Annotated in this window: 13 protein-coding genes, 3 pseudogenes and 1 other annotated feature; of the genes and pseudogenes, 7 read left to right on the top strand and 9 right to left on the bottom strand. The window is 39.0% G+C overall.

The window, feature by feature from the left end; translation table 11 throughout:
* Window positions 1-208: 208 nt before the first annotated feature.
* The 4 genes from R2H34_RS11735 (at window position 209) to R2H34_RS11720 (ending at window position 3,081) form a co-directional block, all read left to right on the top strand.
* The gene (locus tag R2H34_RS11735; RefSeq protein ID WP_087540035.1) at window positions 209-727 is read left to right on the top strand and encodes a hypothetical protein; all 519 of its coding nucleotides are present in this window, start codon (window positions 209-211) and stop codon (window positions 725-727) included.
* A gap of 60 nt (window positions 728-787) precedes the next feature.
* The gene (locus R2H34_RS11730) at window positions 788-2,101 is read left to right on the top strand and encodes a hypothetical protein (RefSeq protein ID WP_087540036.1); all 1,314 of its coding nucleotides are present in this window, start codon (window positions 788-790) and stop codon (window positions 2,099-2,101) included.
* Window positions 2,102-2,184: 83 nt separating this feature from the next.
* A complete protein-coding gene (gene adk, locus R2H34_RS11725) occupies window positions 2,185-2,838 on the top strand; it encodes an adenylate kinase (RefSeq protein WP_087540038.1) in 654 nt (217 codons plus the stop codon).
* Window positions 2,839-2,898: 60 nt separating this feature from the next.
* Window positions 2,899-3,081, top strand: a complete 183-nt coding sequence (locus R2H34_RS11720; RefSeq protein WP_004956301.1) for a hypothetical protein — start codon at window positions 2,899-2,901, stop codon at window positions 3,079-3,081.
* Here the strand turns inward: R2H34_RS11720 and nth are convergent.
* Window positions 3,078-3,764 carry an endonuclease III gene (gene nth / locus R2H34_RS11715; protein ID WP_087540039.1) on the bottom strand — a complete coding sequence of 229 codons (687 nt, stop codon included), beginning with the start codon at window positions 3,762-3,764 and terminating at the stop codon, window positions 3,078-3,080. The genes R2H34_RS11720 and nth overlap by 4 nt on opposite strands.
* Window positions 3,765-4,565 carry an RnfABCDGE type electron transport complex subunit B gene (locus R2H34_RS11710; RefSeq protein WP_042891113.1) on the bottom strand — a complete coding sequence of 267 codons (801 nt, stop codon included), beginning with the start codon at window positions 4,563-4,565 and terminating at the stop codon, window positions 3,765-3,767.
* Window positions 4,566-4,937: 372 nt separating this feature from the next.
* Between R2H34_RS11710 and gdhA the strand changes: the two genes are divergently transcribed.
* Window positions 4,938-6,284, top strand: a complete 1,347-nt coding sequence (gene gdhA / locus R2H34_RS11705; RefSeq protein WP_213071589.1) for an NADP-specific glutamate dehydrogenase — start codon at window positions 4,938-4,940, stop codon at window positions 6,282-6,284.
* Between the two features lie 12 nt (window positions 6,285-6,296).
* Here the strand turns inward: gdhA and R2H34_RS11700 are convergent, their stop codons facing one another.
* The 6 genes and pseudogenes from R2H34_RS11700 to R2H34_RS11675 all read right to left on the bottom strand — a co-directional run.
* Complete coding sequence (locus R2H34_RS11700; protein WP_087540041.1) at window positions 6,297-7,397, bottom strand: META and DUF4377 domain-containing protein; 1,101 nt, start codon at window positions 7,395-7,397, stop codon at window positions 6,297-6,299.
* A 186-nt stretch (window positions 7,398-7,583) separates the two neighbouring features.
* Window positions 7,584-8,357 carry a DODA-type extradiol aromatic ring-opening family dioxygenase gene (locus R2H34_RS11695; RefSeq protein WP_039048258.1) on the bottom strand — a complete coding sequence of 258 codons (774 nt, stop codon included), beginning with the start codon at window positions 8,355-8,357 and terminating at the stop codon, window positions 7,584-7,586.
* 110 nt (window positions 8,358-8,467) lie between these two features.
* Window positions 8,468-8,947, bottom strand: coding sequence for a 23S rRNA (pseudouridine(1915)-N(3))-methyltransferase RlmH (rlmH, locus tag R2H34_RS11690; protein WP_004912481.1), 480 nt, complete (start codon window positions 8,945-8,947; stop codon window positions 8,468-8,470).
* 324 nt (window positions 8,948-9,271) lie between these two features.
* Window positions 9,272-11,701: an endopeptidase La gene (gene lon, locus R2H34_RS11685; RefSeq protein WP_039048259.1), complete on the bottom strand. Its 2,430-nt coding sequence runs from the start codon at window positions 11,699-11,701 to the stop codon at window positions 9,272-9,274.
* A gap of 130 nt (window positions 11,702-11,831) precedes the next feature.
* Window positions 11,832-12,413, bottom strand: coding sequence for a 5-formyltetrahydrofolate cyclo-ligase (locus R2H34_RS11680; RefSeq protein WP_004963152.1), 582 nt, complete (start codon window positions 12,411-12,413; stop codon window positions 11,832-11,834).
* 260 nt (window positions 12,414-12,673) lie between these two features.
* Window positions 12,674-13,694, bottom strand: a pseudogene (locus tag R2H34_RS11675) (IS3 family transposase); the annotation flags it as partial.
* Window positions 13,303-13,419, bottom strand: a sequence feature (AL1L pseudoknot). It overlaps the preceding pseudogene by 117 nt.
* Window positions 13,695-13,739: 45 nt before the next feature.
* Between R2H34_RS11675 and R2H34_RS11670 the strand changes: the two are divergent.
* Window positions 13,740-13,982, top strand: a pseudogene (locus tag R2H34_RS11670) (IS3 family transposase); the annotation flags it as partial.
* Window positions 13,983-13,995: 13 nt separating this feature from the next.
* Here the strand turns inward: R2H34_RS11670 and R2H34_RS11665 are convergent.
* Window positions 13,996-15,134 (bottom strand): IS3 family transposase gene (locus R2H34_RS11665; RefSeq protein ID WP_252665914.1). Its coding sequence is split into 2 segments (ribosomal slippage): window positions 13,996-14,876 and window positions 14,876-15,134, totalling 1,140 coding nucleotides; the frame shifts between segments, so codons are not numbered across the junction.
* 101 nt (window positions 15,135-15,235) lie between these two features.
* Here R2H34_RS11665 and R2H34_RS11660 point away from each other — a divergent pair.
* Window positions 15,236-15,787: pseudogene (locus R2H34_RS11660) on the top strand (OmpA family protein); the annotation flags it as partial.
* Window positions 15,788-15,831 lie beyond the last annotated feature (44 nt).

Here is a 15,831-nt window from a genome sequence, read left to right as displayed (position 1 = left end):
ACGAAAGTGGGCTATTTTAACGTAAGTTGAACGATCTTACTGTAGATTTTTCAACTGATCATATAAATGATGGTGCGACAGTTTTTGACTTTGCAGACATGAAAATTGTAGGGTCTTGTATATTAGAAGCAAAATAATTCTGTTAAAGTCTGAAACTGTTTGAAATAGGAATGTCTAAGACACACTCTTAGGGAAAATGGAGAAAATAATGAAAAAACTTTATATTTTATTAGCGGTTATGTCGTTGAACACTGTTGCTTACGCAGACGAAAATCCTTATTTGCCTGAGCCAAAATTAAAAGAAGCTAAAGTTTCAACATGGAATGTTGGTGCAGGTTTCACTAAAAAGTTATTACATGGCAATATTGAATGGGTTAACCCATATGGGATTGCTTATGCCAAAGCAGGTGTGTTTTTGAATGATGACAATCCTGCAGGTGGTCAGATTGGATTTCGTTATCCATATCATTTAACTGGTACAGACAAAAACGGATATTACATTGGTGCTTATGCGGGGCACATTGAAAGCAAACAAATTAATGGAAAAGAAAAAGCACGTCTCGGTGCAGGCGTAGATTTAGCCTATGTTTGGCTAAACCCTGAACGCATCAGCACATTTAGTGTAGGAATTGGTGCTGGTGAGAGAATGAAAAATGGTCGTGGAGAAGTAATTGAAAAAACTGAACCAACGATTCAATTCTCTTATACATTAAGTTTTGGTTTGTAAGTGCTGTACTGATTGTTTAGCCCACAAGCCATAATCTACTAATAATTTTGAGAGTCATGCATGTTTGATTACGTCAATGAATTGTGGCAGATTTTCCTCGCTCGCCCAGATTTTTGGGCAGTTCTGAGTATTATTCCAGTAACTGCTTTTGTGACATGGGCGCATGTGTGGATGGCTTTAAAAATGGTATTTTACCCAATTACTTTTTGGGGATTCCATTTAGGTCCATTACCTGTAGGCTGGCAAGGAATTGTACCTCGTAAAGCAGGGCGTATTTCAGGCATCATTACTGAGAATACATTATCTAAGTTAGGCTCATTGCGAGAGTTTTTAGAGGCAATGGACCCCGAAGACATGGCGATGATCATTGGTGAGCAAGTCGGTTTCGAGCTTGAACACCTCATTGACGAAGTCATGATTGATCGTAATGCTGTTTTATGGGAAAACCTACCTTATTCGATTAAACGTCGTATTTATGCTCAAGCACATAAACAATTACCAAATACCTTAAAAGAACTTGTGACTGAGCTGACCATGAACGTCGAGTCACTTGTTGATATGCGAGAAATGGTTGTTCGCCAAATGGAAGGTGATCGCCGTTTGATGGTACGAATGTTCTTAAAGGTTGGTCAAAAAGAAATCAATTTTATTTGGCATATCAGCGCATTGATTGGTATGTTCTTTGGTATTTTCCAAATGATCGTTTGGTTTGTGGTGCCATGGCATTGGACTGTACCTTTTTGGGCTGCAATATGGGGTTTCCTAACCAACTGGATTGCAATTTGGATGGTTTTCAATCCTATTGAACCTCATTATATTCGATATCCTCAGATATTCCGTCTGACTAAAGATCGTAAATTCCCTTGGATTGTCCCAGTCTTGAAGATCGGTACATATAACGTTCAAGGTGCATTTATGAAACGTCAAGAAGAAGTTTCTGATGTGTTTGCTAGTGTGGTGACGGAAGACCTTATTACGCTTAAATCGATCATGACAGAAATGATGTATGGGACGAAGAAAGATAAAACTCGTCGAATTGTCAAGCGTCACATCAATGAAATCATGGAAACCCCATTAGTCAGAACATCATTACAGTTATCATTAGGTCCAAGAGAATATGCTAGACTCAAGACCGACTTGATTGATCGCTCAATTGAAATTACCATGGGGCCTGTATGTGATCCTGCATTAAATGCAAGCCGTGCACAGAAAATCTTTCAAATGTTTAGAGATCGTATTCGTGAGCTAACACCGAAAGAGTTCCAAAACTTATTGCGTCCTGCGTTTCAGGAAGATGAGTGGATTTTAATTGTGTTGGGTGGTGTGACTGGTTTTTTAGCAGGTTTAATCCATTTATTTGTTGCTTTCTTATAATTAATTTGATGTTGGTTGAGCAATAAGTCTGTATGATATTGCTCAATTTAAGATTTATTGTTTTTAAATGAGGATGTTCTTTTATGCGCATTATTTTACTCGGACCACCTGGGGCAGGAAAAGGTACTCAAGCTCAGTTGATCTGTAAGCGCTACAATATCCCACAAATTTCAACCGGTGATATGCTCCGTGCTGCAATTCGTGAAGGTACTGAACTTGGCTTAAAAGCGAAAAGCGTTATGGAGTCAGGTGGTTTAGTATCCGATGAATTGATCATTGGTCTGGTGAAAGAGCGTATTGCTCAACCTGATTGCGCTAACGGTTGTATTTTTGACGGTTTTCCACGTACGATTCCACAAGCTGAGGCATTAGAAAAAGCAGGAATCTCTATTGATCACGTGATTGAAATTGATGTTCCTGATGAGGAAATTGTTCAACGACTTTCTGGTCGTCGTCAGCACCCAGCATCTGGCCGCGTATATCACTTAGTTTACAATCCACCTAAAGTGGAAGGTAAGGATGATGAAACTGGCGAAGACCTAGTACAACGTCCTGACGATCAAGAAGAAACTATCCGTAAGCGTTTAGCTTCTTACCATAGTGAAACTGAGCAATTGGTTGGCTTTTATCAAGGTCGTGCTGCTTCAGGCGAAAATGCACCGACTTACGATAAGTTGAATGGCTTGCGTGCGATTGATGAAGTTCAAAAAGATCTTTTTGCTATTTTAGATAAATAATCTAAACAGCAAGTTTAAAAGAGCTCTTTAAATAGGGCTCTTTTTATTTTGGAGAGGTAAATGTTGAAGTTTGTTCTTATCCTTGTCGTTATTTTAAGTGTTTTACTGTTACTTTTTCTATTATACCAAAGTCAAAAAATGCTACGTCATGTGCAGAAACAGCAGGCGATTGAAAATAAAAAATATGGCAAGCCACGCCAGTTACACCCAAAATTACAGCAGACTAAAAAAGATCAGGATTAATGTATTTCTTTGAGTTTGCTGGGCTTTGTCGCTCCAAACTCAAAACGATCTTTCCAATTACAGACATCGGCTACGATACATTCACCACATTTCGGTTTGCGTGCGATGCAACAGTAACGACCATGTAAAATAAGCCAATGATGTGCATCAACAATGAATTCTTTTGGAATAACTTTGATGAGTCGATGTTCTACTTCTAGAACATTTTTTCCTATCGCAAGTCCAGTGCGATTACCGACACGAAAGATATGCGTATCGACCGCCATAGTCGGATGCCCGAAAGCTGTATTCAAAACAACATTCGCTGTTTTTCGACCCACACCAGGAAGTGCTTCGAGTTCTTTACGTGTTTCTGGAATATTTCCTTGATATTGATCAACTAAAATTTGACAGGTTTTAATGACGTTTTCAGCTTTAGAGTTATAGAGACCGATGGTTTTAATATAACTCTTTAATCCTTCAACACCGAGATTTAGAATGGATTGTGCTGTATTGGCAATAGGGAAAAGTTTATCAGTTGCTTTATTGACACTCACATCAGTGGCTTGGGCTGAAAGCATAACTGCAATCAATAGTTCAAAAGGAGATGAGTAATTGAGTTCAGTTTGTGGAGTCGGTCTTTGTTCTCGTAAGCGCTCGAAGAAAGTCTGAACTTGCTTCTTAGTCATATTTTTACTCGACATTTAGACCTCCTGTAATTCTTTTAATTGTGTTTGAAGGGCATCAAGTTGTTCTTGCTTTTGCGGATCAAGTCGAACACTTAATTGTTTCTCCAGTTTTTTGATTTGAGTTCGTATTTTGGCGAGCTCAATAGTAGTTTTAGCATCTTGTGCGCTATGGTCTTTTGCTTTTTCAGCTAATGTTATAGTCGGAACATTTTTCAAAGCCTGTGAAAATTGTGCGAAAAATTCAGTGTCAATTTCGGCTCTAACTACAGGACCTTTGCGGTCGATACGACGTTTTTCTTCACGTTGAATATGTGCGTAGTAACGCTGACGAAGATTGTCCTGCTCGTTAATACGTTGATCCTCAGTGGGGATGGGATTGTTATCAGGGACGAGGTCAATACAATCAACAGGGCAAGGAGGGATACAGAGCTCACAGCCTGTGCACAAATCTGTCAGAATCGTGTGCATGAGCTTACCACTTCCGATAATTGCATCAACAGGACAAGCACTGATGCACTTGGTACAACCAATACATTCAACTTCGCGAATAATGGCTTTCATTTGTTGTGGGCGACCATCAGCTTGGATATCCCAAACACTCGATTCAGCTATTAAACGCGGTCGATCAAGTAATTGAGCGAGTGCATCTGCTACAGGTTGCCCGCCAGGTACACATTTGTTTGCTGCTTCACCTTCGCTAATCGACTTTGCATATGGCAAACACCCATCACGGTGTCCACATAAACCACATTGTGTTTGAGGCAGTAATTGGTCTATTTGAACGATAAGAGAGATTTGCTGATCAGAAAGTAACATAGAAGCAGTGAGGTGAAAGTAAGAGCAGAAGTGAATTATAACAAATAATCCTTTATTTAGAGACTGTGGATTTATTTAAACAACGAGTAGCAGTTTTTGGTGTTTTAAGATGGTGCTAAACATGTATTATTTTGGTGCTTGATTGAATTTTTTGACTTTAATTTTGTTTATTTAGTTGATTATTCATATATTCATGTGCGTATTTATAAAATAAATAATGAGTATTTAATATTGTAAGTTTATGAAATGAATAATTTTATATTTTTATGGGTAGAAAAATAACGCCTCTTGGATAGTAATTTATGGTTGTTTTATGAGATATTCCATTTTAGTGCAAAATTAGCACTAATTTGAATCATTGACTCGGGGTGAGTGTTGAAATACGGTAGCTTAAATGAATTCTTGGATTACGTGAAACGCAGAGATCCTCATCAACCAGAATTTCTACAAGCTGTGGAAGAGGTGATGACCAGTCTGTGGCCATTTATTCAGAAAAACCCTAAGTACGCACAATATGGTTTACTTGAACGACTGATTGAGCCTGAGCGTGTGATTCAATTTCGTGTTTCTTGGATGGATGACCAAGGTCAAACTCATGTGAATCGTGCTTTTCGGGTTCAATATAATTCTGCCATTGGTCCTTTTAAAGGTGGGATGAGATTTCATCCTTCAGTCAATTTATCGATTTTGAAGTTTTTGGGATTCGAGCAAACTTTTAAAAATGCACTTACAACTTTACCGATGGGTGGTGGTAAAGGTGGTTCAGATTTTGATCCAAAAGGAAAATCTGAAGCCGAAGTGATGCGCTTTTGCCAAGCCTTGATGATTGAGTTATATCGACATTTAGGTGCAAATACAGATGTTCCTGCGGGAGATATCGGTGTAGGCGGACGAGAGGTCGGTTACATGGCTGGCATGATGAAAAAGTTGAGTAACGATACCGCATGTGTTTTTACTGGGAAGGGGATTTCCTTTGGTGGTAGTCTTATGCGTCCTGAAGCAACGGGCTATGGAACTGTTTACTTTGCTGAAGAAATGTTGAAAACACGTGGCGAAAGTTTTGATGGCAAAACGGTATCAATTTCAGGTTCTGGTAATGTTGCTCAATATGCTGCTGAAAAAGCCATGTTCCTCGGTGCAAAAGTCGTAACTTTATCGGATTCAAATGGAACTGTTTATCTCAAGAACGGATTTACAGAAGAATTACTTACAGAAGTAATGGAACTTAAAAATGTTCAGCGTGGGCGCATTTCTGAGTTTGCTTCAAAGCATGGTTTTGAGTATTTTGAAGGTCAGACGCCTTGGCATATTGCTGTCGATATTGCTCTACCATGCGCCACACAAAATGAATTAACGGGTGCTGATGCTGATAATTTATTAGCGAATGGCGTCATCTGTGTAGCTGAAGGTGCAAACATGCCTTCTACCTTGGAAGCTGTCGAAAAATTTATTGCAGCGAAGATTCTTTATGCTCCTGGTAAAGCCTCAAATGCTGGTGGAGTTGCAACATCAGGACTGGAGATGTCACAAAATGCTCTACGTTTTGGTTGGACACATGGTGAGGTAGATGAAAGACTTCATGCGATTATGAAAGACATTCACGCAAACTGCTTACGATATGGTACTCAAGAAGATGGTACTGTGAACTATGTCGATGGTGCAAATATCGCTGGTTTTGTCAAAGTAGCAGATGCAATTCTAGCTCAAGGGATTTTTTGACTGAAATTATGATTATTTAACGATTTCTTGTTCAATAACCATATCTAATACATCAGCAAGACTTGACTGATCTGCGGCCGGATTTTTTATCTCAAAACGTTTTACACGTACGATCACGCGTTGCTTAGGATTGTGTTCAAACCCTTCGATTTGACCATAGTATAAAGACCAGCTTTTATCAGTATATGTTTTGATACCTTTTTCGTCGTATTTTACTTCACGTACTTGCATACAAGTTTGTGGTGCAACGCCTGTACATGATTTAGTTTCAGGTGAGATTTCTAAAAATACGGTTTTAGGCTCTGATTGATATTTTGTTTCAGGTGTCATTTTACCGATGAAATTATATTTTTGACCTTTAGCATCTGTAAGCGTCAAAGTCGGTTCGTGTAAGTTTGTAGTATTCACTTCAAATGGGATTTGACGTTTTTGTAATAATTCACCTGTAAACTTCTCTTGCTGCATCAGTGCTGGTTCACATGCCATCATCGTTGATGCGCCATCACCTGTCACGATCAAACCATTCTCGACTTTCCAAGATGTATTTAAGCGGTTACAGCCTGTATCTACTGATAAGCGATCATGATTTAAGAATGTTAGAACGATAGGTTTTTGTGTATTTGTCGGCTGGTACGACCATATGTAATTGCTTAATACATTTGCATTCACAATTTTAGTTCCTGTAAATACATGTTTTTGCCCTTTACTGTCTGTTACAGTCAGGATTGCTTGATCATTGCTTGTACTAAGTGAAAAAGGTACTTTCTTTTCGCTAAAAATATCAGATGACAAACGCTCTTGTTGCATTAAATCATCAGCACACGCCATCATGGTTGAAACAAGAGGTGAAGTGACAATTTTGTTGCCTTCAACTTTCCAAGTTCCACCTTGATTATTACAACCTGTTTGAATCGTTACTCTTTGATCAGCGTTAAATGAAAGCACTAATGGTTTTGAAGCTGTAGAACCTTGATAAGTCCAATTATATTCAGTTAGATTTTTTTCAGCATTTGAATTGATTTGAGAAACTACACCGTCAGTTACATTTTGTACTGTTTGACAAGCCATCAAAGAAAGAGGAAGTAGAGCAAGAACTAAATATTTAATTTTCATCGTTAAAACAACAGTTAATAAATCACAGCCTTAAGCTTAAAGTATTCTTAAAAAAGAAAATGTAATCCAGTTAGCGGTTAAGTTTGTTAAATGTATCTGATTGTAATTTTTAGAAAAGCATAATAGATACTGAGGTTTAAACGAAATTGTTAAACCTCGATTTAAATATTTGGTAAATAATCATCTTTAGTCGAAACGATAGATATCCATGCCAAGTGAGCCCATCGAGAAACTACTGTGCACGATATTAAATCGATGACCTGTGCCCATAGCGAAAAAAAGTGGGGCAAAATGCTCAAGCGTAGGGTGGTTACGTTCTATAAATGGCAATGAAGGCCAATCAAGGACAGCATCAAAATTTTGATGTTGGAGTCGATTGACGACAGTATTTCTAAAAGTACTAGCCCAAGTAGGAACTTGAGCATTTGTATGCCATGACAACTCAGCCAAATTGTGCGTTATGCTTCCTGATCCGATTAATAAAATCTGTTGTTCACGCAGGGGAGATAAAGCTTGTCCAATCTTGTAAATTTCTTTTGCATTCATTTTTGTTGGCAGTGAAATTTCTATCACTGGAATATCTGCATCTGGATACATATGTAATAAAGGCATCCATACACCGTGATCACGAGGACGTGTGCTATTGGCATGTGCCTGAATACCAGCTTCTGCAAACATGGATAATATTTTTTCAGCAATTGTTGGTGATCCTGGTGCTGGATAGCGAATTTCATAAAGCTCTTTAGGAAAACCTCTAAAGTCATGCCAAGTATCTGGTCGAGTGGCAATATTGACTTCAAGAACTTGACTTTCCCAGTGTGCAGACATGACAACAATCGCTTGTGGCTCAGGTAAGTTGATACTCAAGCGATGTAGTGCAGGACCAACCTGCTCTGGATCTAGTGCAAGCATAGGCGAACCGTGGGAGATAAATAAGCCTGGTAAAGTTTGCACATTCATAATGGGGCACCTGATCGAAATTACCTATTTATCCTGACAAAAACATCAAGACAATGATAGCGGATTAAACTCAACAGATTGTTCTATAATCAGAACAACCATATTCAACGTTAAGCACGATGGTAGGGATGATTATGGTTAATGCTCATGGCTCTATACAATTGTTCAATTAATAAGATTCGAACCATTGGGTGAGGCATCGTTAATTTAGATAAAGACCAATGCCATGCTGCTGCTTTGCGTACTGCATCAGAATGTCCGTCAGGTCCTCCAATTGCGAGTGCAATATCGTTACCATCAAGCATCCATTGTTTCATGGTATCGGCAAGCTTTTCTGTACTGAGTTCTCTGCCACCGACTTCCAGTGCAATTAGGGTTTCATTAGGTTTGAGCGCATTTAAGATACTCTCACCTTCGATTTGACAATATTTTAAAATATCTGCTTCTGAATCATTTTTACCACGTTTAGCCATAGGTAATTCAATGACTTGGGTTTGAACGAAAGGCTGAATTCGTTTGAAATAATCCTCAAACCCAGTGAGAACCCATGCAGGCATTTTTTGCCCAATAGTCAGAATACGAATCTTCATAAAATTTAAAGGTAAAAATAATTTATGCGGATTATAAACTGAGTCGAAGTTGCTAGGTAATTTAGATCTAAGTAATAGCTGTAATAAAAACTAAAAAAAGAAAATTTATACTCGCCATAAAAAACGCAGCTCAAAATGTGTATGAGCTGCGATCAAAGTGCCTTCCGTCTGGAGTTCAGAGGGCACTAAAAATTAGTTTCAGAGTCAATGTTAGCCTTTATTTTTATCGACTCTATTTTATTATGCAATAAATTGGTTGTTTTTCAATCAAATTATGTAACAAAAAAGAGAGCCGAAGCTCTCTCTTTAATCATGATCTTTACATCAATGACGTGCAGCTTTTGCATCTTCAACTGGTTTAACAATTGGTGTCTTAGGCAATGGCTTTGGTGTATCTGTCAACGCCAAAGGTAAGATTTCATCAATGCTTTTCACAGCTTTGATTTCTAAACCTTCTTTTACGTTATCAGGTATTTCAGCCAAGTCACGTACATTGTCTTGTGGAATAAATACAAGTTTGATTCCACCGCGGTGAGCTGCTAAAAGTTTTTCTTTTAAGCCGCCAATACGTAATGCGCGACCGCCTAAGCTAGTTTCACCTGTCATCGCAATATCAGGGCGAATTGCGATACCAGTAAACGCTGACACTAGCGCTGTAGTCAAAGCTAAACCTGCCGATGGACCATCTTTTGGTGTCGCGCCTTCTGGTAAGTGGACATGGACATCAGTTTCATCGAAACGTGATGCTTCAATACCCAACTCATCAGCACGAGTACGAACAACTGTCATCGCAGTGGTAATTGACTCTTTCATTACATCACCGAGCGAACCCGTAGTAATGAATTTCCCTTTACCTTTTACAGCTGCGACTTCAATAGTCAATAACTCACCACCAACAGATGTCCAAGCCAAGCCATTTACACGACCTACTTGGGCTTCATCTTCTGCGATGCCAAAGTCGAACTTATGTGGACCTAAGTATTCAGGAAGATTTGCCGATGTCACATCAAGCTGTAAGTTTTTAGATTTTTTGCTGACTGCTTCTTTAACAACTTTACGTGCAATTTTAGACACTTCACGTTCTAGACTACGTACACCCGCTTCACGTGTATAACGTTGCACGATGTCACGAATCGCTTCTTCATGAATTGTTAATTCTTTTGCACGTAAACCATTGTTCTTGATTGCTTTCGGAACAAGGTAGCGTTCAGCAATATTTACTTTTTCATCTTCGGTATAACCCGGTAGACGAATGACTTCCATACGATCTAGCAAAGCTTCAGGAATATTCATGCTGTTAGCTGTACAGATGAACATTACTTCTGAAAGATCAAGATCAAGATCTAAATAATGATCGTTGAACTTGCTATTTTGTGATGGATCTAATACTTCAAGCAATGCAGAAGCAGGATCGCCACGATAGTCTTGTGCCATCTTGTCAATTTCATCGAGCAAGAATAATGGATTCTTCACACCGACTTTTGTTAAAGACTGCACAATTTTACCTGGCATCGCACCGATGTAAGTACGACGATGACCACGAATCTCAGCTTCATCACGCACGCCACCTAGCGCCATGCGTACAAACTCACGACCTGTTGCTTTAGCAACCGATTCACCTAGTGAGGTTTTACCTACACCCGGAGGACCAACTAGACAAAGAATAGGACCACGGAGTTTTTTCACACGTGATTGAACAGCAAGGTATTCAACAATGCGATCTTTAACGTCATCTAGACCGTAATGATCTGCATCCAGAATTTCTTGTGCTTTTGCCAAGTTAATGCTGACTTTGCTTGCCTTGTTCCAAGGTGTATCTAGAATCACTTCTAAATAGTTGCGAACAACTGCCGCTTCACTTGAAGCAGGTTGCATTGCTTTGAGTTTACGAAACTCAGCTTCAGCTTTTTTACGTACATGTTCAGGTAAGTCAGCTTCAGCAAGACGCTTCTCAATCTCAGCAACATCATCCTCAGCACCGCCGTTCATATCAGACAGTTCACGTTGAATGACTTTCATTTTTTCATTTAGAAAGTATTCACGTTGGTTTTTTTCCATCTGACGTTTTACGCTGTCGTGTAGGGTTTGTTCAATTTGCTGTTCAGCAGATTGATTCATCAAATAACCCATCAACTCTTGTAAATGTGCCTCGAACTCATCGTGCTCTAAAAATTTCTGTTTGACTTCGATATTTAAAGGCACACGAGTTGCAACGAAGAACATCAATTGCAGAAGATCTTCAATCTTGTTTGCAGCCGCAACAAGTTCTCGTGCATTCCGAAGTTTAGCTTCTGCATATTGAGCAAAGAGTGTACGTAATTCATTTAAGCGAGTTTCTTTACTTTCTTGATCCAAGTCCACTGTCATTGGGCTTAAATGATGTTCAGCAGTCAGATACTCTTCACCATCAATGATACGCTCTAGCTTCGAACGATGTAGTCCTTCAATCAATACTTTAATGCAGTTTTCATCATTCTCATGATTGACCACTTGAACGATTTTAGCCACAGTTCCGTACTGATACAGATTATCGTGATCAATTTCTTCTGTAAGCGAATCTTTTTGCGCAACTACAAATACTAAATTGTCACCGTTACGAGCCACATCCACTGCATTGATCGATTTTTCACGACCCACGAATAGCGCAATTTGCATGTGTGGATAGACCACAACATCACGCAATGCTAATAGTGGTAATACACTTGGAACCTGTGGCTCTAAGCTTGTTTCATTATTTAAAATATATTCAGACATGGGCACTCCTAATGAGTGACAACGGTGTTGCCATGTTTTTATAGTGATGTGCATTTCAAAAATTACAAGGGTTTTAGAGTAGAAAATATAAAAAAAGACAAAATTAGTTGGTTTTAATATTCAAATAACTCTAAAAATAATGTTTGTGAGATGGTGTGATGAGTGCATCAAGTGGTTGGTCCCAGATGTTGCGGTGTAAAGTTTCTTCAATATATTGAAAATCATGTGCTATCCCTAAACGAAAGGGAAAATGGCGGGCTGATGCAAGAGTACGGTCATAGAATCCGCCACCCATACCAATTCGAGTACCATGATGATCACAAGCGAGTAGGGGCATGATCAAAAGATCCAACTTTGAAACATGATGTCCACGACTAGCCATTGGTTCTTTCATACCCAAAGGATGATGGGAAAAGCGTTTGTTTTTATATTGTTGGAGATTGATTTTTACCCAGACTAAATTCTGATTCATGTTGCAAATCATGGGTAAATAAACATCTTTGTGATGTTGGAAACAAAGTTGAATAATTTTTTGAGTACGTATTTCCCCAAATGCATCTAGATACAGACCAATTTTTTGAGACGTTTTAAATTGTGGGGTGTTTTTAAGTCTGTTTAAGATCTGATGTTCGTTTTTTTTATGTTGTGAAATACTGACATTTTTACGTTTTCGACGAATGTCACTGCGCAGAGATTTCAGATGATCTTTCATAGATGCCACAACAATTTTAATTACTGTAAATCTTACTTGATTTAATCCCTATATTTAATCAGATTGCTCATCTAAATATTTTTTATGACCGGAAAAGCTTCCACGCATTTTTTTAAAGCGCTCCTCAAGAGGTCTTGAGTCGCGCTATAAATTTTTTTGGTAAACATTTTATTTAGTGTTTACTGAATAGTCTAAATTAAGCTAATGCATAAATTATTATTTCTTTATGAAAATATCGAATAAGAACAATGCTTTTTTGAAGCATTATCGTATGAATCACCAGTCGTACCGACTGATGCTCTTAAATTTGCTGCTTCTAAACGATTGGTATAGCGAATAGAAAGATATTGCACACCTCTGTCGGAATGGTGAATCACGTTCTTTGGCATGCCTCGATCATGCAATGCCTGCTCCAATGCATCGAGCACCATATCTGTATTCATTCGTGTAGATACTTTCCATCCAACAATGGCTCGTGAGAACACATCAATAATAAATGCGGTGTAGACCCAGCCAGAATTGGTTTGAATATACGTAAAGTCACTGACCTGAGAAGCATTGCTTCGCAAGGGTCAGCTCGATCAGCACTAAAATTCCGTTTCACTAAATCATCTGCTCGTTTTTGATCATCTCGGCTGCGGGTAGTTTGTTTGTTCTTACCATGCCAAACACCTTGTATATCTAGCTTTTTCATCAATCGAGCAACTGTACAACGTGCAATAACATAGCCTTCACGTTTCAATTTTTGCCAAACTTTACGTACACCATATCGACCTAAACTTTCTTTCCAAATACGTTTGATTTGCTCTGCATGATGTAAATCATGCAGAGCACGTTTCGCTCGATGTTCTGGGTTATCAACGAGATCTAAAGCCCGATAATAGGTCGAAGCTGCAATCGGTAAAATTCTACAAATCGCTTCAACGCCATATCGATCTTTATTGTGATGGATAAAATCCACCATTATTTGTGTGGGCGGTCGAGCTCCGCATGGGCGAAAAAAGCGGCTGCTTTACGTAGAATTTCATTGGCACGCTTTAATTCTTTAATTTCACGTTCCATTTGCTTCATTTTTTCTTGATCAGATATCTGTTGTACTTTAATAGGATTTTGCTGATCTAAATGCTTTTGATGCCAGGCACGAAGTGTTTCAGGAGTACAACCAATCTTAGGCGCAATTGCTGTGATTGCAGCCCAAGTAGAAGGATAATCTTTTTCAGATTCAATCAATAATTGAACCGCTCTTTCTCTGATTTCAGGGGTATATTTTAATTTTGTCATCGGGGTAGTCTCTCAGAATATTGAGTCTCCGACAAACCCGGTACGGTTCATAGTATGAGTCGTAGAGGCAATTGTCATGACAATACTGTTGCAGAAAGCTTCTTTCAGCTATTAAAGCGGGAACGAATTAAAAAGAGAATCTATGCAACTAGAACTGAAGCAAGATCCGATATCTTTGAATATATTGAGATGTTCTATAATTCAAAACGCAGACATGGTTCCAATGGTCAGCGTTCTCCATTAGATTATGAAAAGGCCAATCAAAATGGACTGCTCCCAGTATCCTAGACATGAGACCGCCTCATTTTGAAGCTGTCTCAAATGCTTCTGGGCTCATCCCATCGAGATGCGAATGACGCCTGATTCGATTGTAAAACATCTCGATATAATCAAACACATCCGCACGGGCCATTTCTCGTGTTTTATAGATCCTCTTTTTAATTCTTTCCTTCTTTAAACTACTAAAAAAGGATTCAGCAACAGCATTGTCCCAACAGTTTCCACGACGACTCATACTCGGAACTAAATTATGCTTTTGACAGAATTTCTGCCAGTCTCCGCTACTGTATTGTGAGCCTTGGTCTGAGTGTATGATCACAGGTTCATTGGGTCTGCGTCGCCATACCGCCATTAAAAGTGCATCCAAAACGATATCCTTGGCAAGCGTAGGTTTCATTGACCAACCGATGACTTTCCTTGAATATAAATCGAGAACCACAGCCAGATATAACCAGCCTTGCCAAGTACGGATGTAGGTAATATCAGTCACCCAGGAAGTATCAGGGGTGCTCACAGCGAACTCTCGATTTAAGTGATTTGGTGGCACAATCGGAGGACGGCCACAACCATAACTTTTATGCTTTTTATATCCTCGAACAGCGGCAATGCCATTGTTCTTCATGATCTTCAGCACACGATTGGGGCCACAGCTTTCACCTAGCTCTTTAAGATCCAGCGTGATGCGACGATAACCATAGATGCCATAACTGGCATCATAAGAAGAGCGGATCAGTTGTAATAACCGTTTGTTTTCAATTGTTCTGCCTGATTCGGGTTCATGTAGCCAGGCGTAATAGCCAGCACGAGCAATCTTAAGAACCCGACACATCGTTTTAATCTTAAATTGATGGCTGTACTCAAGGATAAACTGATACTTTACTCGGGCAGGCTTGCAAAGTACCTTGCGGCCTTTTTTAAGATATCTCGCTCTTCTTCAGTTTGCTTAAGCTGACTTTTAAGACGAAGGATCTCTTTCTTTGCTTCGAGTAGTTCATGTTCATCAGGGTTGTTGCGTAAAGGCTGTACGGCCTTTAGCCATTTATAAATGCTGTGCTGTGATACACCTAAACGTTCAGCCACATCAGTGACAGAATATCCACGTTCGGTAATCAATTTAACAGCTTCATCTTTAAATTCTGGGGTGTATCGTTGTCCACTCATAATGTTCTCTCCTATGCAAAAAGAATAGACGAAATTTGTCTAGGAGAGTGGTGGCAGTCCAAAAGATGGTTATGTGTGTCTAGAATTTTGGTGGCTATTCATTCTTTGTGAAAACTTGGAACTATGTTTTAGATATTCGTCAGCCAAATAGCCAAGACTATTTACGTTGCCAACTTCGTGTAGATTTTGACAAGCAAAGACTTTCTGAGCGTTTATCTTGGAAGGGTGAAGCCTGTGAAGGTTTGATGGCATGGGGCGCAAACAATCAAGTTCCAGCAAATACGAACTTAAATAATGCACGTTCAGGAAGTGTTTTCTTTACTTTTGATCGTTCAAATGCCAATGCAATTGAGCGCGGGAGTGATTCTGTTACTTCAATTGCACAACGTATTAAACAGAGTAACGCGACTGGACCTGTGATTGTGGCTGGATTTGCAGATCCACTTGGCAAATTCGCTTACAATCAACAGTTGTCATCACAACGTGCAAACACTGTTGCAAAGCTATTGGTCAATGAAGGAATTGACGTGAATCGTATTCAAATTCAAGCCAACAGCCAAACAGATTTATATCAACAATGTGCAGGTCATAAAGCCAATAATCAGCTTGTAAATTGTTTGGCATCAAATCGTCGAGTTAATATTATTTGGTAATTGAGTTTAAATGCAGAATGGCTACTTTGAAGTAGCCATTTTTT

It is taken from the genome of Acinetobacter sp. 16, assembly GCF_033439925.1.
Taxonomy (GTDB): domain Bacteria; phylum Pseudomonadota; class Gammaproteobacteria; order Pseudomonadales; family Moraxellaceae; genus Acinetobacter; species Acinetobacter junii.
The sequence above is the reverse complement of the archived record's forward strand: the minus strand, read 5'-3'. Positions and strand labels throughout refer to the sequence as shown.